The sequence below is a fragment of the Chitinophaga sp. 01L420 genome, from assembly GCF_056399985.1.
On sequence record NZ_JBFTSK010000019.1, the window covers coordinates 79,261 to 97,787 of the forward strand.

At 45.6% G+C, this 18,527-nt stretch carries 14 protein-coding genes; 5 read left to right on the forward strand and 9 right to left on the reverse strand.

Annotated features, from left to right (window positions below; translation table 11 throughout):
* Positions 1-12 precede the first annotated feature (12 nt).
* From AC1DP6_RS18970 to AC1DP6_RS18985, 4 genes are all read right to left on the reverse strand, one after another.
* Positions 13-1,620: a RagB/SusD family nutrient uptake outer membrane protein gene (locus tag AC1DP6_RS18970; protein WP_477056232.1), complete on the reverse strand. Its 1,608-nt coding sequence runs from the start codon at positions 1,618-1,620 to the stop codon at positions 13-15.
* A 19-nt stretch (positions 1,621-1,639) separates the two neighbouring features.
* Positions 1,640-5,122 carry a TonB-dependent receptor gene (locus AC1DP6_RS18975; RefSeq protein WP_477056233.1) on the reverse strand — a complete coding sequence of 1,161 codons (3,483 nt, stop codon included), beginning with the start codon at positions 5,120-5,122 and terminating at the stop codon, positions 1,640-1,642.
* Positions 5,123-5,169: 47 nt separating this feature from the next.
* Positions 5,170-6,186: a FecR family protein gene (locus AC1DP6_RS18980; protein ID WP_477056234.1), complete on the reverse strand. Its 1,017-nt coding sequence runs from the start codon at positions 6,184-6,186 to the stop codon at positions 5,170-5,172.
* Positions 6,187-6,306: 120 nt separating this feature from the next.
* The gene (locus AC1DP6_RS18985; RefSeq protein ID WP_477056235.1) at positions 6,307-6,915 is read right to left on the reverse strand and encodes an RNA polymerase sigma-70 factor; all 609 of its coding nucleotides are present in this window, start codon (positions 6,913-6,915) and stop codon (positions 6,307-6,309) included.
* Between the two features lie 257 nt (positions 6,916-7,172).
* Between AC1DP6_RS18985 and AC1DP6_RS18990 the strand changes: the two genes are divergently transcribed.
* Entirely contained in the window at positions 7,173-8,360 is a 1,188-nt protein-coding gene (locus AC1DP6_RS18990) for an MFS transporter (protein ID WP_477056236.1), read from the forward strand.
* 58 nt (positions 8,361-8,418) lie between these two features.
* Here AC1DP6_RS18990 and AC1DP6_RS18995 read toward each other — a convergent pair whose 3' ends face one another.
* Together AC1DP6_RS18995 and AC1DP6_RS19000 are read right to left on the reverse strand one after the other, a co-directional pair.
* Positions 8,419-9,186, reverse strand: coding sequence for a helix-turn-helix transcriptional regulator (locus AC1DP6_RS18995; protein ID WP_477056237.1), 768 nt, complete (start codon positions 9,184-9,186; stop codon positions 8,419-8,421).
* A gap of 72 nt (positions 9,187-9,258) precedes the next feature.
* Complete coding sequence (locus AC1DP6_RS19000; protein ID WP_441577185.1) at positions 9,259-9,561, reverse strand: hypothetical protein; 303 nt, start codon at positions 9,559-9,561, stop codon at positions 9,259-9,261.
* A gap of 87 nt (positions 9,562-9,648) precedes the next feature.
* On the opposite strand from AC1DP6_RS19000, the gene AC1DP6_RS19005 reads away from it, so the two are divergent.
* Both AC1DP6_RS19005 and AC1DP6_RS19010 read left to right on the forward strand, forming a co-directional pair.
* The gene (locus AC1DP6_RS19005) at positions 9,649-10,794 is read left to right on the forward strand and encodes a redoxin domain-containing protein (protein WP_477056238.1); all 1,146 of its coding nucleotides are present in this window, start codon (positions 9,649-9,651) and stop codon (positions 10,792-10,794) included.
* A 62-nt stretch (positions 10,795-10,856) separates the two neighbouring features.
* Positions 10,857-11,609 (forward strand): XRE family transcriptional regulator, encoded by a 753-nt coding sequence (locus tag AC1DP6_RS19010; RefSeq protein ID WP_477056239.1) that lies wholly within the window; start codon positions 10,857-10,859, stop codon positions 11,607-11,609.
* A 50-nt stretch (positions 11,610-11,659) separates the two neighbouring features.
* Here the strand turns inward: AC1DP6_RS19010 and AC1DP6_RS19015 are convergent, their stop codons facing one another.
* The 3 genes from AC1DP6_RS19015 to AC1DP6_RS19025 form a co-directional block, all read right to left on the reverse strand.
* The gene (locus AC1DP6_RS19015) at positions 11,660-12,343 is read right to left on the reverse strand and encodes an ATP-binding cassette domain-containing protein (RefSeq protein ID WP_477056240.1); all 684 of its coding nucleotides are present in this window, start codon (positions 12,341-12,343) and stop codon (positions 11,660-11,662) included.
* Complete coding sequence (locus AC1DP6_RS19020) at positions 12,340-12,642, reverse strand: hypothetical protein (protein WP_477056241.1); 303 nt, start codon at positions 12,640-12,642, stop codon at positions 12,340-12,342. Before AC1DP6_RS19020 ends, AC1DP6_RS19015 begins: the two co-directional genes overlap by 4 nt.
* 135 nt (positions 12,643-12,777) lie before the next feature.
* A complete protein-coding gene (locus tag AC1DP6_RS19025; RefSeq protein ID WP_477056242.1) occupies positions 12,778-13,284 on the reverse strand; it encodes a hypothetical protein in 507 nt (168 codons plus the stop codon).
* Between the two features lie 480 nt (positions 13,285-13,764).
* Here AC1DP6_RS19025 and AC1DP6_RS19030 point away from each other — a divergent pair, with 480 nt between their 5' ends.
* Positions 13,765-17,025 carry a SusC/RagA family TonB-linked outer membrane protein gene (locus AC1DP6_RS19030; RefSeq protein ID WP_477056243.1) on the forward strand — a complete coding sequence of 1,087 codons (3,261 nt, stop codon included), beginning with the start codon at positions 13,765-13,767 and terminating at the stop codon, positions 17,023-17,025.
* A gap of 18 nt (positions 17,026-17,043) precedes the next feature.
* Positions 17,044-18,519 carry a RagB/SusD family nutrient uptake outer membrane protein gene (locus AC1DP6_RS19035; RefSeq protein WP_477056244.1) on the forward strand — a complete coding sequence of 492 codons (1,476 nt, stop codon included), beginning with the start codon at positions 17,044-17,046 and terminating at the stop codon, positions 18,517-18,519.
* Positions 18,520-18,527: the final 8 nt, after the last annotated feature.

Genomic DNA, 18,527 nt, shown 5'->3' on the forward strand with positions numbered 1-18,527 from the left:
TAGGTGGAAGGATTACCAATCTTGGTTTTGTGAAAGATTTTTATTCTGATCGCGTTCAATGGTAGGTATAGGCCACAGGTAATGTTTAGGATTGGTAAACAGCCTGTTTTCTACGATAATATATCCGTTGGGATCTTTATTGAATGCACCGGAGGTTACTTTGATACCTCTTACCGGTCTGTTCATGACTACGTCGGATGTTTTCCAACGGCGTATATCCCATATACGTAACCCTTCAAACGCAAGCTCAGCACGTCTTTCACGGCGAATCACGGTTTGTAGTTGTGCCTGGCTCCACGCCCCGTTAAACTGCAGCGCACCGGCATCTGTAAACCCGGCTCGGGTACGCAAAGGCTGAATGGTCTGATTCCATATAGCGGCATTCATCTGTCCCAGTTCATTTTTTGCTTCTGCATACATCAGCAATACATCGGCGTAGCGGATCAGCACCAGGTTTAATCCGGAGGCATAGTTGGTGGCCGCCCGGTCGTAGTATTTATAGAAGTAATAACCGGTAGGTGAAGCTCCCTGGTCATCTACGGTGTTGGTAGCAGGTGTTGACCCTGGCTTGGTGAGAATCGTTTGCACCACACCGCTGAAGTCTGTTACCTTGGAACCATCATGCAAAATGGTTACTTCAAAACGTGGATCCCTGTTGATGTAAGGATTGTTCTCATCATACCCGGAGCCCGCCTCGCCAATAGCTTTACCGTTGGTCATGATGTAATCATTTACCAGGTCCTGTGTAGGTACCAGCACACTTCTCAGGGCGGCAATAGTTTGCGGCATAAACTGACGTTGCTTGTCGTATGTTCTGGCGCCACCATATTCCAGGTCCAGGATTACCTCACTGTTGTATTCATTGGCTACAGTAAACAGGTTGCTGTAATTAACAAACAGGGAATAAGTGCCGTTATCGGTTTTAGTAATCAGTTGTTCGCAATCTGTTACAACCGCCTGCCATTCGCTGCGGAACAGGTGTACACGGGCACTCAGCGCAACTGCTGCGCCGCGGGTAATACGACCACGGTCATTCTGCGACTGCTGCAGATTGGTAGGCAGGTCTTTCTGAATATCCGCCAGCTCCGTTAATACAAATTGCTGAACGGTATTTTTATCGGTGCGGCCAATGGTACGTGACTGATCTATCGTAATCAGATCAGTATAAAAAGGCACATCACCATACCAGGCACTCAGCTGAAAATAGGCATAGGCACGGATAAAACGCGCTTCTGCGATGATACGGCGTTTCAGCGTGGCATCCATGTTGGGCACCCGGTCTATGTTCGCAGTAACGGTATTGCAACGGCGGATAGTAGTATAATAATAAGGCCAGGTATCCACTACGCGGCCATTGGCGCCATCGTAACCACCATTGGCAATCGCAGTAACATTCAATAACCCACCACCACTATTATAGGCATTGTCACTCAGGGCTTCATCTCCAAAGAAATAATCATCTTTTGAAAGATGCTCGTAACAAGCGGTTAATGCATCCAGCGCATCCTGTGAATCACGCCAGTAAGCCGTTTCGGTAAACTCCCGCGTAATGGGCTGGTCCAGCTTACGACAGCCAAACAATCCCGCGGCGACTAATATTGATAAAACTAATTTCTTCATAACAATGATTGTTTAGGCATCAAAACTTTACATCCAAACCAAAAGCGAAGGTGGCTGCATTCGGATAATTACGTCCGGCAATGGCGTTGTAATTATTCATGTTCAGCTTATCATCGAACTGCGTAAACTCAGGATCTACCCCCAGCTCACGGAATCGTTTAGGCATAATCGTTATCAGGTTCTGACTGGTGAAATATACCCGTACGCCCTGCATACCGGCTCTTTTCATTAAGGAGGCAGGCAGGTTATATCCTATCTGGAAATTTTTCAGACGCAGGTATTTGGTATCAAACAACCAGTAATCGGAATAGGCGAAGTTGTTGGCATCAGCAGATCCGATGGTTAAACGTGGATAAGACGCGCCCGGATTGGTAGGTGTCCAGCGGTCCAGGTGCTGCACCATCGCGTGGTCTTCGTTGTTATGGAAGGCTTCCACGATGTCGCCGCGCATGAACTGTGTTCTTTTACCCACTCCCTGCCAGAACATGGTGAGGTCAAAGTTTTTCCAGCTTACATTATAGGTAAAGCCGAAAGTATAACGGGGGAAAGGATTACCGAATACATAGCGGTCGTTTTCATCGATCACACCATCCTTATTACGGTCTATGTACTTCACATCTCCCGGCATTACCTGCTGGTTGTAGGCAAATGGTACTTTAGGTGCATTTTTTATATCGTCCAGGTTCTGATACAAACCATCCGATTTGTAACCGTAGTAAGATGAAATCGGGAATCCTTCTTTAATGATAAAGCTAACATCCGATCCGCGAACAGATTCCTGTCCGAATTTAATCACCTTGTTCAGGTTATCGGAGAGATTAAATCCAAAGGTGTGATGGAAAGCACCGGTGTTGGCGCGATACGACAATGCCAGCTCCCAGCCTTTGTTATTCACCTTACCTACGTTTTCCAGCGGAGCAGATGTACCGGCAGTTCCGGGAACCGTCTGGAACAGGTAAATCCCATCGGTCATCTTACTAAAATAATCAAAGGACGCGGTTAACTTACCATGGAAAAAATCTGCATCCACACCATAGTTGCTCATGGTAGAGATTTCCCACTTCAACAGGTCATTATAGGTAGAAAAAGTATTGCCGGGTGCAATGGAATTATTAAACGAATAGTTAGCGCCGTTGATGGATACTCTCGACAGGTAGTTGAATCCACCTATGTTGGAGTTACCCACCTGCCCCCAGGAATAACGCAGTTTGAAATTGCCTATCCTGTCTTTCACCTCCTCCATAAAGGCTTCATCTGTCAGTCTCCAACCCAGTGAAAATGCCGGGAAAAACTGCCAGCGATGACCCGGTGCCAGCTTGGAAGAGCCGTCATAACGCCAGGTGATTTCCGCCAGGTATTTATCATTATACGCATAGTTCAAGCGACCAAACAGGGAATTAAGCGCATACAGATTTGGATTACGCAAATCATTATAGGTACCTATATCCTTATAATCGTAAGTACCATCCGGCTTGGGGATATAACCGCCACCGATCGCCCAGCTAGGATCCAGGTTGGTGGTACCATACCGGGTGGATCTGAAGCCGTAGCCTTCATCTACCGCATCACTGCGCACACCCACCTGTCCTTTTACATAATGCTTACCAAAAGTATTTTCATATTCGGCAGTAGCATATACGTTTGTCGTCAGATCTTTATATTCATCCTGCTGCGACTGATTATATAAAGGTGGCGTAGCCGTGGTATAATAAGGAGCGTACGTAAATTTATTAATACGCTGTACGTTATTATCAATGTTGTAAACACCGGAAGCATTCAGGTTAATCTTGAAGTGATCCACCGGTGTGATCACCACATCTAACCCACCCATCAGGTTATCGATGGTTCTGGAATTAAAACCTCCGTTGGCGAGTAATGCGATCACACTGTTGCTGGTAAGACTAGGCACCACCCAGTTACCCAGCGAGTCTTTTACGGCATTGGTACGTGGAACGCGCATCGCATCACGAATCAGGAAACCGATATCAGACACCTGTGTGCGGTAGTTGGAACGGGTATATGCGGCATTGGCATTTACCTTTACATACTTACTAACGTCAACGGATACGTTTAAACGGGCATTGTATCTTTTGTAGTAAAAATCCTGTGGTACATATTCATTCTGCAGCATATTGCCTTGGTCCAGGTAGCCCATGGAAAACAGGTAGCTGCTGCTTTTGCCACCACCGGTTAAACTTAAGCTATGGTTTTGCTGGGGAGTATATTTGCGCAGCATTTCATGGAGCATAGCGGGTTCAGAACCACGGTCATGCCAGTACTGAATATTTTCCGGTGTATACTGCGGGGTTTTACCGGAGTTCACCAGTGCTTCATTTTTCAGGGTCATGTATTGCCATGCTTCCACGTTGCGGGGCAGTGTGGTGGGCGTTTGCCAGCCATACATGCCGTTATATTGTACAGATGGGCGTTCATCTTTCTTACCTCTTTTTGTAGTAATATAGATAACACCATTAGCTGCCTGCGAACCATAAATAGCAGAAGAAGCTGCATCCTTCAATACAGAAATAGTTTCCACATCATATGGATTCAGGTTCTGTAAACCGGAGGTACCCGCCTGTATTCCATCAATGATCACCAGGGGGGCGTTGCCGGTTAAGCTACCCACACCACGGATGTTCATCACCATGCCGGCACCGGGTTCGGCAGTGGCCTGCTGCATAATGAGGTTAGGTGCCTGTCCCTGTAAGGCCTGGAACATATTCACGGACGGTCTGCTGGTAATGTCTTTGGAATTCACCGTGCTGATCGCCGCGGTTACCTGTCCTTTCTTTTGCTGGCCATACGCCGTTACCACTACCTCACCAAGATCTTTGGAATCTACAGTCAGCATGGCCACGATATTAGTTCTGCCGGCGATAGTTATTTCCGAAGGAACATATCCTATCGAAGAAAATATCAATACACCATTCGCCGCGCTGGCAGGTATTTTCAGGGAGTAGGTACCATCTGCGCTTGTTACGGTACCAATGGACTGTCCTTTCAGGCGGATATTGGCACCGGGGATGACTTGTCCTTTATTATCCACTACGCGGCCGGTAATAATAATTTCCTGCTGCTGTTCTGCGGAAAAGCTGGTGCCGTTCCGTTTTAGAATAATTTTGTTGGCAATGAATTCATAGTTGATCTCCAGTGGTAAAAGGATCATCTGTAGTACATCATCCAGTTTATTATCTTTTACGTTCAGGGATATTTTCCGTGCGGCTTTAATATCATCATTAGCATATACAAACACGAGGGAAGTTTGTGCTTCGATTTTGTCCAGCACCTGGGCCAGACTGGCATTGTCTACCTGCAGGCTAACCAGGTAGTTGAGAGATGGCGGTCTTTCGCGCTCCTTCGCCGGCTGATGCTGTACCTGCCGCCGCGTACCAGCCGCGTAAGCTACCTGCGCATGCAGGTCCAGCACGCTCAGTAGCGATAAACAAATTATCAGCGACCCGAAAGGTGGACGAAAAGAAGGCTTGTATAGTTCCTTTCTCATAACGTAGTGGTGATTAAAAATGAATAAATGGTAATGTTGGCTTTATATTATTCTCCGATGACAAGCGTTGAATCAGTGATACGATAGTGGAATGCTTTTGACTTACTCAGGTAATACATGATATCTTCCAGGGAGTTATTATGGAAAGAACCTGTAAGACGATATTGTTTAGGTGCATTGGCTTCAAAGGCCACATGTTTATTGAAATTGCGTTCTAAGCTGGCGCCGATTTCCTCCAGGGTAGCATTTCTGAAAATGAGGCGACCTTCCGTCCAGGCTTTGTCTTCTGCACCGATGGTATTGCCTTTGATCAGTGTACCACTGCTGGCAGTAAAGCTTACTTTCACATCCGGGGTAATCAGGATGGTATCATTAATTTTCTTTGCCTCTTCATACCGCGGAATAAAGGCCACCTTACCGGTTACCACCGCGGTTTGTACGGGTTCATTCTCGTAAGCGCGGATATTAAAGGAGGTACCCAGTACTTTGATCGTTCCTTTTTTCAGGTGAACAATAAAGGGACGTTTAGCATTGGTAGCTACATCAAAAAAGGCTTCTCCTTCCAGGAAAATTTCGCGGCTATCGCCTTTGAATTTTTCCGGATAGGTGAGCATACTTTCTGCGTTGAGCCATATTTTACTGCCGTCTGCCAGTTCTATAAATGACCGGGTAGCCTTGCCATTACTACGTTTCACCCATTGCTCCTTACCTGCTGCCGGAGGCTTACTGCCTTTATTGAAAAAGTAGAACGCGCCGCCCAGCATCAATACTGCTGCCGCTGCTGCCGCCCATTTCCAGGGATGTATCTTTTTAATTTTTGTGGTGGGAGATGTGACCGCCGTTTGTTGGGATTTTATTTTTGCCAGCGTGCGTTGCAGGGCCTGTTCGGTATTTTCTGCCGCGTGGTGTAACGGATCTTCAAAATAATGATGCAGGTGGGTATACCGCTCTTTCAATACCGGGTGCTGGTCCAACATGGTCTCCAGTTCCGACAATTCTGCCGGAGTGGCGGATCCGGCTAGTTTACGGGTCACCAGTAAGACGAAATATTCTTCGTTTATCATAAAATGGAATCGTGTTCAGAGATAAGGACAGGTAACGGGAGGAGAATTACTTACAGGCGGGGAAAATATTTTTTCTACCCGGCTGATGGGTTGGCGTAGCGGTAGCAGGATAGTAATGGTTTAGCAAAAGCCGGGGAAAGACAATGCCAGTAACATAATCAATGGCGGCAACACATTTTTGCCCTTGCCAATGGCGCCCAGTTCTTCATTCAGGCGGCGCATAGCCCGGAAAAGTTGTGTTTCAACTGTTCTGGGAGAGATACTCAGGATTTCAGCAACTTCTTTATACTTAAAGCCGTCTTCTTTGATCAACTGGAAGATGCGGCGGCATTGAGCCGGCAGAGAGGATACTACCTTATCCATTTTAAAGCGCATCTCTTTCCATTCCAGGTCACGCTCCAGGTCCACGCTGTTGCGCAGATCGGCGGTATCTGAACCGGAAAGGGGTACAATACGCAAATGAGAGTACTGCTCCAGATAATTAAGCGAATGATTTTTAACCGCCACAAAAAGATATACCTCCAGGTTTACGATGGGTTCCAGTTCCGTACGACGGTTCCAGAGCTTCACGAAAACATCTGATACAATTTCTTCTGCCGCTTCTTTTACATGTACATACCTGATACAAAAATGCAGGAGCCGGTCATATAAATGGCGAAACAAGCGGGAGAAAGCCTGCTCATCATCATAACGCGCTATTTGCATCTGCCATTCACGAATCTCATCCATGCTCATGTGTAGCTAAAACGTTTTTGCTAAATAGACAAAAAAAAACGGAAACTTTTCCTGATTGATCTGGTTGCTTGTTGTAAGGGAATAGTCTGGTTGGCTCCCTTGCCGTAGCAATAATAAAAAAAAGGATTAACAAAAACAACAAACCTTCCTTATAGTATAAATTTATTTATAGACCTACCAAAATCACCTTATTTATTTTATACATATAGTTGTACCACCTTTGCGGGGTGAATATTTCAAATCAATTAAAAATGGAAACAACATTAACAGCGGCTACGTCTCAAAGCCGCATGCCCGCTGCGTTATGGGCATTAACGATCAGCGCGTTCGGCATTGGCACCACAGAATTTGTGATTGTTGGATTATTGCCTGTCATCGCAAAGGACCTGGCAGTGAGCATCCCGGCGGCAGGATTGCTGGTCAGCTTTTACGCCATCGGAGTGGCTATCGGCGCGCCCATCCTCACGGCATTAACCGCTAAAGTGCCACGTAAACAACTACTGATTTCCCTCATGATATTATTTATTGCGGGTAACACGCTGGCAGCTTTTTCAAAAGGCTACTACTTGCTCATAGCCGCCCGTATGCTCACCGGCTTTGCCCATGGCGTATTCTTCTCTGTGGGGGCTACCATCGCAGCAGCTATTGTATCTCCCGACAAAAGAGCCAGTGCCATTGCCCTGATGTTTGCCGGCCTCACCATCGCCATGGTGACCGGGGTGCCCTTAGGAACCTTCATCGGGCAACAACTGGGCTGGAGAGCCACCTTTACCGGAGTAGCCATATTAGGCGCCATCGGTTTGCTGGCCAATCTGCTCCTGCTACCGGGGAATATCCCCCAGGAAGCCCCCGGTAGCCGGAAAGCCCAACTCCTGGTACTGTCTAACAAACCTTTATTACTGGCATTACTCACCACCGTCCTTAGCTACGCCGGCGTATTCCTGGTATTTACTTACCTGTCGCCCTTACTGACGGATCTTACCGGCATCGCGGAAAGCAAAGTGAGTATGATCCTTTTAATATATGGTGTAGCAGTGGCCATTGGTAATATTGCCGGGGGCAGCCTGGCCAACAAAAATCCGCTTCGCTCCCTCCGTTATATATTAATAGCCGAAATGGTCGCGATGCTGATTTTCACCTTTACGGTACATAACAGTATCACGGCTATTATCAATCTCTTTATTATAGGAGGATTATCATTTGCTACGGTACCGGCTTCCCAATTATATGTGGTACAAACCGCAGAGAAGACCGCCCCCGCCACAGTGAATGTGGCCTCTGCACTGAATATTGCGGCATTTAATGCCGGAGCAGCTATTGGGGCTTATGTGGGTGGAAACATTGTGGCGTCATCACTTGGACTGGGAGCTACTCCCTGGATAGCAGCAATTTTTGTACTACTCGCGGCGGGAACCACCATGATTACCTTCAGAAAATAATTATTTGCTATTGGCAAACGCCATAAGCTAAAAGCTAATGGCTAATAGCTAATAGCTGTTATTCCCATCCTTCCTTAATAGCCTTCACCACCAACTCAGCGGATGATTTAATGCCTGTTTTCTTGAGCATATTTTTACGATGCTGATCTACTGTTTGCCGGCTGATATTTAAGTGCTGAGCGATTTCCCGGCTGGGCATCCCTCCCAGCATGAGTCTCAATACCTCCTTCTCCCTTTTCGTCAGCACTTCCCGTGCGGGTACAAAAGCCTTCTTTACTTCCACATTCAGAAAAGAAGGTTCGCCTTCCAGTCCTATAAAAGAGAGTACCGGACGCCCGGCCATTTTAAGATGCGAAATATCTGTATGTACTACCAGGGTACGAAGCAGGCCCCCTGCCCCATCATGCTGAACGGGCGTGGTTTGCTGGAGTACGCGCAGGTATTCACCATTGGCTTTCTGTACCCTCAGGTCATAACGCACCTTATACTTCAGGACTTTCTCCGGCGGCAGCTCTGCAAAAAATGCCACGGCGGTATTTTCAAAATCAAGGAACCATCCCATATCCTCCGGATGAATATAACTCACCATAGTCGACACCGTGCATTCATTGACGTTATACCCCAACAAATCATATACACCGGGATGCACATAATCAAACTCCCCTTTCACGACATTAAAAATAAAATAGCAAAAATCGCCTACCTGGAAAAAGCTCAGTACTTTTTTATGAATTTCCAGCTCCAGTGTAAGGTCGGGCGGGTCCTTACTCTCCGCCATGATATTCCAGATCTTTCTGGCTTCTTCATACAAACGAATTTTCAGCATACCGGGATATTGCAGAATAAATAAGCCGTAACAGGAAAATGTCCTGGCAACGGGAAAACAAAGTGCTAACGATCAGCTCAATAAATTAAAAGATACAAAAACTATTGTAATGCTGACACAAATTAATGCCACCAGGAAAGTGTAGTCCGCCACTTGTTCGAGTCGTTCGCTTCTGTTATCATTTTTACTTTTTAAAGATAAAAATGAGAGCAGACAACTGGCCATCAGGAGCAGGGCGGCAATACCGGTGAAGTCGTCAATAATGGTGGCGTTATTAAATCTGGCCACTTTTATAGAGGTAAGAACAATCAAACAAAAACCCAAAAGGTTGGTGGAGGTATTCAGAATGTGCGGCGACTTGCTATGATTTGCCATATTTTTTTTGTTATTCCTGCTTAACAAATGCTTTGTAACACGAATTGAAGAAATTTAGTCAAGACATTCGTCAGTAGAAATTATCTTATGAAAAAAATAACAATCTTAGCCCTGTTAAGTTGCCCTGTATTCATAAAGGCACAGCCCGCAAAGTTTGTTCTGAATGGCAAGGTGACCAAGCAAAGCGGCCCGGTTAAAGTATATCTCAACCAACTGATCAACGAAAAGCTCGTTATTGATTCCGCAGATGTGCGGGATGGTGTATTTCGCTTTGAAGGCACTGTGGATGGCCCGATACGGGCCATGCTCATATTCGACCACAAGGGATCTACGATGGACTTTATGCAATTACCCGCCGATGCCGATGTCCGGATATTTTACCTGGAAAAAGGCGATACCAAAATACAAACCCAGGAAAACGTCAGCAAAGCACACGTTACCTCCACCACCAATCAGCTCGAAATCGATTATAATAATTCCCTGAAAACAGTTGAAAAAGCCATTGGCCTGATCACGAAATCATACACAAAAGCATCTGCAGCCGAAAAAGCCAATAAGGAATTTCAGCAAAAAATGAATCAGCGCTATGCAGTAGCCTACGAAGCCAAAAAGCTCATGCAGCAAAAATATATCGCTGAAAACCCCGGTTCCTATTTCAGCCTGCTGGCCCTGGAAGATGTGGCCGGCATACAAATAGATCCGGATCAGATTGAACCCCTCTTTCAGAAGTTAACACCTGAAATACGCAATACGCCCGAAGGAAAAGCATTCCAGGAAGAACTCACCCGCATCCGTAACCTTACCGTAGGCAACGATGCCCCCGACTTTGAAGTACAGGACATGGACGGCAAAATGGTACGCCTGTCTGATTTTAAAGGTAAAACAGTGCTGCTCGACTTCTGGGCTTCCTGGTGTGAGCCCTGCCGCAGAGAACACCAGTATGTCCGGGATGCCTATAGAAAATTCAAGGATAAAAACTTTACCGTGATCAGCATTGCACTGGATCCCCCGGCGGATAGGGCTTATGTGATACAGGCCATACAGGAAGACAGCCTCGTTTGGACCAACCTCGCCGATCCTGCCAAAGATAAAAATCAGGCGGCAAAAGCCTATAGTATAAAACTCATTCCACAAAATTACCTGATCGATTCTACCGGGATGATTTTCAACCGGGACCTCCACGGAGAATCCCTCTCACAACAGCTGAGTAGTCTTTTACTTCACCAGGAATGAGTAAAAAGCCCTACATTTGTCCTTGTCAATTATAAATATAATTTATTGTAACTATATAAAACATGGACAAACAGCCCCTTTTCTGGGCCGCTAATCTGAAATTATTACGGACACGAAAGAAGATCTCTCAACAACACCTCTCTGATTTACTGGGACTGAACCGGAACAAGATCACTGCGCAGGAAAGCGGCAAAACACGCAATCCACGCATGGAAGACCTGGTCCTGATCTCCACCTTTTTCAGGATTGACATAGACCTCATCATCAAAACGGACCTGTCTCAAATCCCGGAAACGCAACTGGAAGAACTGGAAGCCGGTAAAAAAGTGGACCTCACGGGCAGGCATATACGTATTTTGCCTATTACGGTAGATAACAGTAACGAGGAGAATATGGAATACGTGCCAGCAAGGGCCAAAGCAGGATACCGTAGCGGTTTCAGCGATCCCGGCTTCATTGCCGCCCTGCCGAAATTTACCTTGCCGGAATTACCCAGAGGTAAAACCATCCGCATGTTCCCTATCAGCGGCGACTCTATGGAGCCCATCCCTGATGGTAGTCATATCATTGCGCAGTACCTGCAGGACTGGGCTCACTTAAAAAACAATACAGCCTGTATCCTCATACTGAAAGGTGGAGAAGAAGAAATTATTTTCAAAGTAGTCGGTAACCATATTAAACAGAATGGCACCTTAACACTGCATTCGTTGAATAGTAATTACGACACTGCGATTATAAATATTGAAGAAGTCCTGGAAATATGGACTTTCATCGGGTATCTCAGTAAAGAATTACCGGAAGCAAAAGCTGTCTGAAAAATAATGGATGTGAAAGGGAGGCTCTTTCACATCCACTTTTCTTTGTATCAAAGATCCTCCAAACTTCCCTTCGGTAAATAGTGCAAATCCTCCAACTCCGACAACGCCTTGATGTTCTTGAATACTCCTTGGGTAACCAGGATAATACAATCGCTGCTGGCAATAATATTCCGGTAGTCATGATCCGTAATAATGAACCCCTTGCTCACCCTGCCTGCCTGGATCAATGCCACAATCTTTTCCTTGAAGAGTGGGTCCAGCGCATTGAAAGGCTCATCCAGCAAAATAAACTTAGCCGGAGAATGCACCAGCAATAATATTTCCAGGTATCTTAATTCCCCTCCCGATAAGGCACTTACTTTTTTATGGAGATGGGGTACAATATTTTCATTTGTCTTTACCAGTTCCTGCTCCACCTGGCTATCTAAAAACAGTGCTATCACTTGCTGGACGGTAACGTTACCCGGCAGGAAATCATGCTGCGGCAAATAAGCGATCAGCCCCTTTTCTTTGTAGGGCGCATCATACTTTTTACCGTTAATGCTTACAAATTTATGGTGGCAGGAAACCGTGCCGAAAATGATTTTCAGGAAAGTAGATTTACCACAACCATTTCTCCCTAAAATACCAATCACCTCTCCGGTATTACAGCGCACAAAACAATCCGTCAGCAATTCCCGGTGGCCAACATACTTGAAAATACTGTCAGCTACCAATTGATTTGTACTCATACGATGCTGTTTTTAATCAGTAAGCAAACAGTGATGCCCACCACATTGATACCGTACGATAACCCTATCAGTTTCATTTTGGAAAAGCCTTTGTTATAATAAAAGTAATAGCAGTGTTCATATTTTAGCCCGTAAAAAAATAACGCTAACCCAAAACCACCTGTAAGAAGAGAAATAGCAAAAGTCAGCAGAAAGCCGTCCAGCTTATCGCCGCCAATCATACCGAAACAACCTAAGAGTAAAGAAAATGGAATATTGAAGCTATGTAGGGATTTATAATAGTGTAATAAAATTTTCATGTCGGATCTTTGCCTGCTAAATATAAGTCTGTAATAATGAAAAGGAGAAGTACGTTGCCGCACCCCTCCTTTTTTTAACATAATATTCTGAATGGTTGTGGATGGAAGTACCAAACCACTCCATTAATTGTTGTCTTACTTATAACTTTCCCTGAATGCCTGCAACCCCTGTTCCATCCTTGCTTTCAGGCGCGCACCCTCCGGACCGTCACCCGGTTTGGCAATATGAAAAAGTGACAGCGAATTGTTCTCTTTCAGTTCCCGGCTGCCCTTATCGCTTTCAGCTATCGTTACCACGCTGCCATCAAATTCCAGTCCTATATAATAGTCGTAGAATACGGCTTTAATGGCACTTACTGGTGCAGTTAAGCGGTACAGTGTAAAACTGTTTTCCACCGGGTAGCGAAAGGTAACTGATAAGATCCCCTCTTCGCTGATGCGGAAAGAGGATTCGATTTTGGCGCCGGATTCCGTCAGATAAGATAACTGCGGCGGATAAATGGTGGCGGCTTCATTCAGTAATTTGGTGAATTGAATCGCAGCTTTGGCCCGGCTGCCGGCGTTGATGGCTTGTTGCTGTGCAAAAGTGCTGATAAACGTAAAAGTAAACAGCACTAAAAAAAGTGAGTAGCGTTTTTTCATAGGTATAATTTCCGGGTAAAGGTTTTCTTACGCCATAAATATAATATATTAAAATCATATATTAATATCCCCTACGGGAAGAGGATCGTTTCCCCGGCAAAATGGATCAGCCCCGAACCAGCAAAAAAACAACCCCAATAATTCAATTATCTTTCAGATATTTAGGCCGCCATACCGCGCCCACACAGCCGGCGGTCCTCCTCCTCTCCCTACCCCGCTTTTAACATTGTTTACAATCTTTTAAATTTCATTAACAAGTTAGATTTCTCCTGCATACTAACTTCATTGCCTTATTCAGCACCTGTGATTTATTTAGAAAATCGATTTAGCATCTGATAAAGTATATCAAACCAAAATTTATTATACCAACGAAAAGAGTAGATAGGCATTATTAATTCAAATACAATACGTCAACCAATTTCATTTTAACAACTGGCATCAGCATTCCAGTATCATTTCATAAGCTTCAAATTAAATTACATGACTGTTAATTTTACAAAATACAGCCATAGCTGTGCTGTTATGTTATTAACGTTCTGCCTCACCGTCCTTTCCCTACCCGGTTTCGCACAGGTAAATCCTGCCACAACGAAAATCACGGTAGCCGGATTTGTACGGGACGGATCTGACGGAAATCCCCTACCGGGCGTATCTATCAGCATTTCAGATTCCAAATCGGGCGCTATCACCAATGCCGACGGCAGCTACACCCTTAAAGTGAATCCCGGCAGCATGCTTACCTTTACCATTGTAGGCTATCTGCCCCGTTCCATCACCGTAAAGGAAAGCAATGCCCACCTGAATGTTTCCTTACCTATAGACAAAAAAGTATTGAAAGATGTGGTGATCATCGGCTACCAGGAAACCTCCCGTAAAACGGTGACGGCAGCGGTGACCTCCATCAATCCGAAAACATTACTGGATGTTCCTGCTCCTACCTTTGATGCCTTGCTGCAGGGCCGTGCACCAGGACTGGACGTACAGAACTACTCCGGTGAACCGGGTGTAAGAAGTAATGTGGTGATGCGTGGTAACACGGCGGTGAGTCGCACTATCAGCAGCGATATCAGCAGTACTACTGGTAAAACAAGTCTCGCCCGCGCATTGAGCGGACCGCTCTACGTGATTGACGGCGTACCTCAAACGACAGAAGATATTGCTGCTATCAACTACGGTACTGGCACCAATACAGACGTAATGGCCGGTATTGCCATCAACGATATACAAAGTATAGATATCCTGAAAGATGCCTCTGCTGCTGCGATCTACGGATCAAGAGGCGCTGGTGGTGTGATCATCATCAAAACAAAAAGAGGGCTCTCCGGAAAACCTAAAGTAGATTTCGCTACCTATCACGGCTTCACTGAAAAACCACAACTGGAAAAAGTATTGATTGGCGCAGAAGAGCGCAGGGCAAAAATGGACCTGATTAATCACTACGGTAGCTGGGGTAACCTGAAAGATCTGCCACAGATACTCACCGACAGTCTTAATCCTGCCTTTAACAACGCCAACGATTACCAGGGCGGCATATACCGCACCGGTAGGGTTGATAACTACGATGTATCCGTTTCCGGCGGCAATGACCTGGTGAACTACCGCTACGGACTCAACTATTATAATGAACAGGGCATTGTGCGCAAATCAGGCTTAAAGCGCTACAGTTTCAGCAGCAGCACTGGTCTGAACCTGTCAGAAAATCTGAAGATTTCTACCCAGATCCGTTATTCAAAGCTCGACAGACCACGGTCTATCAATGATCTCTCCGGCGGCTTTGGTGCATTTAACGGAGGATATTATGCTTCCAGCCCACTGCCAACGTCACTCATGTATATGACGGATGCTTCGAAGGATTTTATTTTTGGCACCAGCAGTAGCGCTACCGATCAGAATACCAATGATAACCTGTCTATTAGCCCGGTGATCGACTGGCGGATTTCAAGGAAATTCAGTTTTAATACCGTCATCTCATTTACACAAACCAACAGCCGGATGGATGCCTATACACCGGGTATTGCGAGAAGAGATGGTACCGGTTTAGCCACCAGCTTTACTGATAAATCCAATAATTATTTAATGAGCAATACCATCCAGTATACCACTACACTGGGTGCCAATCATTCCCTCAATCTGCTTGCCGGACAAAACACAGAGTTCTGGGAATACCGCTCCACCTATGCTTATGCCATTGGTATTCCCAATGATCAGATCCATACGGTGACCGTATTGAATAAGAACCTGGCCGACACCAGATCCGATCTGCTGCAGAGTGGTATTCAATCCCTCTTCCTGAGAGCCAACTATAGCTATAAAGAACGTTACCTGTTGTCCGGGGTAATCACTGCGGATGCATCTTCCCGTTTTGGTAAGAACAATCGCTGGGGCTACTTCCCCTCCATATCCGGCGGCTGGATCATCAGTGATGAACCGGCACTGAAATCTGCCGGCAACTGGCTCACATTGCTGAAATTACGCGCCAGCTATGGTGTAACCGGAAGACAACCGGATGGTGGCGACAACTACCTGTCTTATAACACCTACAACATCGGCGCCGGCGGATTTCCAGGCAGCAGCAACCCTGCTACCGGCAATAACTATGCTTTTGGATACAACGGCATACCAGCTGTAGCACTGAATTTTGATAAAGGACTGACCAATAATAACCTGAGTTGGGAGAAGAATACACAAACCAACCTTGGTATAGATGCGAGCTTATTGAACGGCAGATTCAACGTAGTAGCAGATGCTTATATTAAAAATACCAACGGCGGTATCTTTAACCTGAATGTACCTGTAACTACCGGCTATTCTATCCTCACCGCAAATGCAATTGGTATACGCAACACCGGGATAGAACTGCAGCTCATTGCCAACGTATTAAAACCATCTTCCAAATTCCAATGGCAGGCATTATTAAACCTGGCTCATAACGATAATATTATTACTTCCCTGCCCAATGGCGGACGCGATATTTATCTCGATAAATTCCTGTTACGTCAGGGACAGCCACTCAATTCTTACAACGTATTTAATAAAACAGGCATCTACAAAACAGATGCGGATGTACCTATTAATAAAGTAACCGGGCAGCCACTCAGCTTTTATGGTGGTGCGTTCAGAGGTGGAGATCCAATCTGGCAGGATACCAACGGTGATGGCATATTAGATGATAAAGACTATATACCTGCCGGAAATCCAAACCCTAAAGTAACCGGTGGTTTTGGTAATACCTTCAGCTACAAAGGCTTTACGCTCTATGTATTCTGCACATTCACCGCAGGCAGAAAAATCTTTAATGACTATCTCGCGGGTAAACTGTCGCAGCTGGTGCCTACAGATGATGGCGATCCTAATCCATATCACTCTATTTCCACCCATGCTTTACCTGACCTGAGCGGTATCAACTACTGGAACAACCCGGGCGATAATGCGCAGTATCCAAGTCTGAGTTCTGTATATGGTACCCGTTATAAATATGCCATGGTGAGTTCTGCCTGGATAGAAAGCGGTGCTTACTTCCGCGTAAAAAATGTGTCCCTCTCCTACTCCTTTAACCAGGGCGTATTAGATAAGCTCCATTTCAAACGTTTGAGGATCTATGCACTGGCCGACAATCTCTATCTCTTTAAACAATCTAAAAACATTCCTGATCCGGAACAGGTAGATGCTTTCGGAATATATAGCGGCAGTGGTTATCCCATTCCTAAAAAATTCACACTGGGACTGGATCTTAGCCTTTAAACCATCAAAAACGACATCATGAAAAAACAACGCTTATATATCGCATATGCTGCTGCTGTTATTTCAGCAACGGCCCTGGTATCTTCCTGTTCAAAAATACTGGATCTGGAGCCGCACAACTCCACATTCACCAGTGCCTACTTCACCAGTGAGTCCGATGCCAAAACCGCGCTCTCCGGCGCGTATGCTATCCTGAGAAATATCCTGATCAGGGATAACTCCTGGCATAAATACGGCGACATCGTATCGGGGGAACTGAGTATTGATGGTAGTAAAGACAACGGTAATTTCAACATTTCCAATGGTGAGTTCATTGGTTTAAATGTGGGTGGCAACAACTGGAACTGGCAACAGTATTACCAGCTGCTGCAGCAGATAAACCTGATCATTAATAAAGCACCCGGTATTCCGGATGCCAAATTCGCCTCTATTGATACCAAGCGTCACGTGATAGGAGAAGCTTATTTCCTGCGTGCCTTTACTTATTTCTATATGAGCCGGATCTGGGGAGATGTGCCTTTAAAATTGCAACCCGATCTGGATGTATCTACAGCCAAAAATATAGCCAGAAGCCCTGCAGACAGTGTATGGACACAGTGCCTGAGTGACCTGGAAACAGCGAAGCTAAATCTCGACTTCGGCTATGATGCAGACGGAGGCGAAAGAGCTGTAAGAGCAAATAAAGGAAGTGCTTTTGCTTTGCAGGCACATATCCTGGCCTGGAAACATGATTATGCCGGTTGTGCAGAAGCCGCCAATACGGTGATCACACAAGGCGGATATGTACTCCAGGATGCCGTTAATTATATGAAGGTATTTATTGGCAAAACAAACGAAGGCATTTTTGAAATCAACATCAGCGATGCCCAGTCAGAAGGACTTTCCCTGCAAAACAACCCGGGTTTTGGTGTAACCATGAGAATGCCCTTCATTGATGGTAAAGATCCGATAGAATGGCCGGTAAGTACCAACTTCGTAAACAGACTCTATAAAGATACTGCGAACGATATCCGGTTTAAGAGTTTCTTTTATGAATCGCAAAGCGATAAAGGACAGATCATCAAATTTTCCAACATTGCATATGCAGATGGAGCAGCGAAAAAAGACGGACGCCTGAGCAACAACCTCATCATCTTCCGGCTGGCCGATATCATGCTGTTAAGAGCCGAAGCGCTTCACGCTCTGGGTAAAGACGGCGATGCTATTATTTTACTTAACAAAGTGCGTAGCAGAGCCGGCATCAGCGATTACCAGGCTACTGACGACCTGGGTACTACCATACTGGAAGAACGTTTAAGAGAACTTTACTACGAAGGACATGCGTATTACGACCTGGTACGTACAAAAAAAATCTCCGATTATAATGAGCACTTTACCAGCGCACAGTTCATGAACGGCGCTCCCACAGGTGGCTGGTTATGGCCGGTGGATCCCGCCATGTTCAAAGACGACTATACCCTGGTGCAAACGCCTTACTGGAGAGGTAAACTTTAATCAACTAA

Excerpts from the sequence above, each read along its gene's own strand:
- AC1DP6_RS18970 (WP_477056232.1), bottom strand. The coding sequence starts at position 1,620 with ATGAAGAAATTAGTTTTATCAATATTAGTCGCCGCGGGATTGTTTGGC.
- AC1DP6_RS18975 (WP_477056233.1), bottom strand. The coding sequence starts at position 5,122 with ATGAGAAAGGAACTATACAAGCCTTCTTTTCGTCCACCTTTCGGGTCG.
- AC1DP6_RS18980 (WP_477056234.1), bottom strand. The coding sequence starts at position 6,186 with ATGATAAACGAAGAATATTTCGTCTTACTGGTGACCCGTAAACTAGCC.
- AC1DP6_RS18985 (WP_477056235.1), bottom strand. The coding sequence starts at position 6,915 with ATGGATGAGATTCGTGAATGGCAGATGCAAATAGCGCGTTATGATGAT.
- AC1DP6_RS18990 (WP_477056236.1), top strand. The coding sequence starts at position 7,173 with ATGGAAACAACATTAACAGCGGCTACGTCTCAAAGCCGCATGCCCGCT.
- AC1DP6_RS18995 (WP_477056237.1), bottom strand. The coding sequence starts at position 9,186 with ATGCTGAAAATTCGTTTGTATGAAGAAGCCAGAAAGATCTGGAATATC.
- AC1DP6_RS19000 (WP_441577185.1), bottom strand. The coding sequence starts at position 9,561 with ATGGCAAATCATAGCAAGTCGCCGCACATTCTGAATACCTCCACCAAC.
- AC1DP6_RS19005 (WP_477056238.1), top strand. The coding sequence starts at position 9,649 with ATGAAAAAAATAACAATCTTAGCCCTGTTAAGTTGCCCTGTATTCATA.
- AC1DP6_RS19010 (WP_477056239.1), top strand. The coding sequence starts at position 10,857 with ATGGACAAACAGCCCCTTTTCTGGGCCGCTAATCTGAAATTATTACGG.
- AC1DP6_RS19015 (WP_477056240.1), bottom strand. The coding sequence starts at position 12,343 with ATGAGTACAAATCAATTGGTAGCTGACAGTATTTTCAAGTATGTTGGC.
- AC1DP6_RS19020 (WP_477056241.1), bottom strand. The coding sequence starts at position 12,642 with ATGAAAATTTTATTACACTATTATAAATCCCTACATAGCTTCAATATT.
- AC1DP6_RS19025 (WP_477056242.1), bottom strand. The coding sequence starts at position 13,284 with ATGAAAAAACGCTACTCACTTTTTTTAGTGCTGTTTACTTTTACGTTT.
- AC1DP6_RS19030 (WP_477056243.1), top strand. The coding sequence starts at position 13,765 with ATGACTGTTAATTTTACAAAATACAGCCATAGCTGTGCTGTTATGTTA.
- AC1DP6_RS19035 (WP_477056244.1), top strand. The coding sequence starts at position 17,044 with ATGAAAAAACAACGCTTATATATCGCATATGCTGCTGCTGTTATTTCA.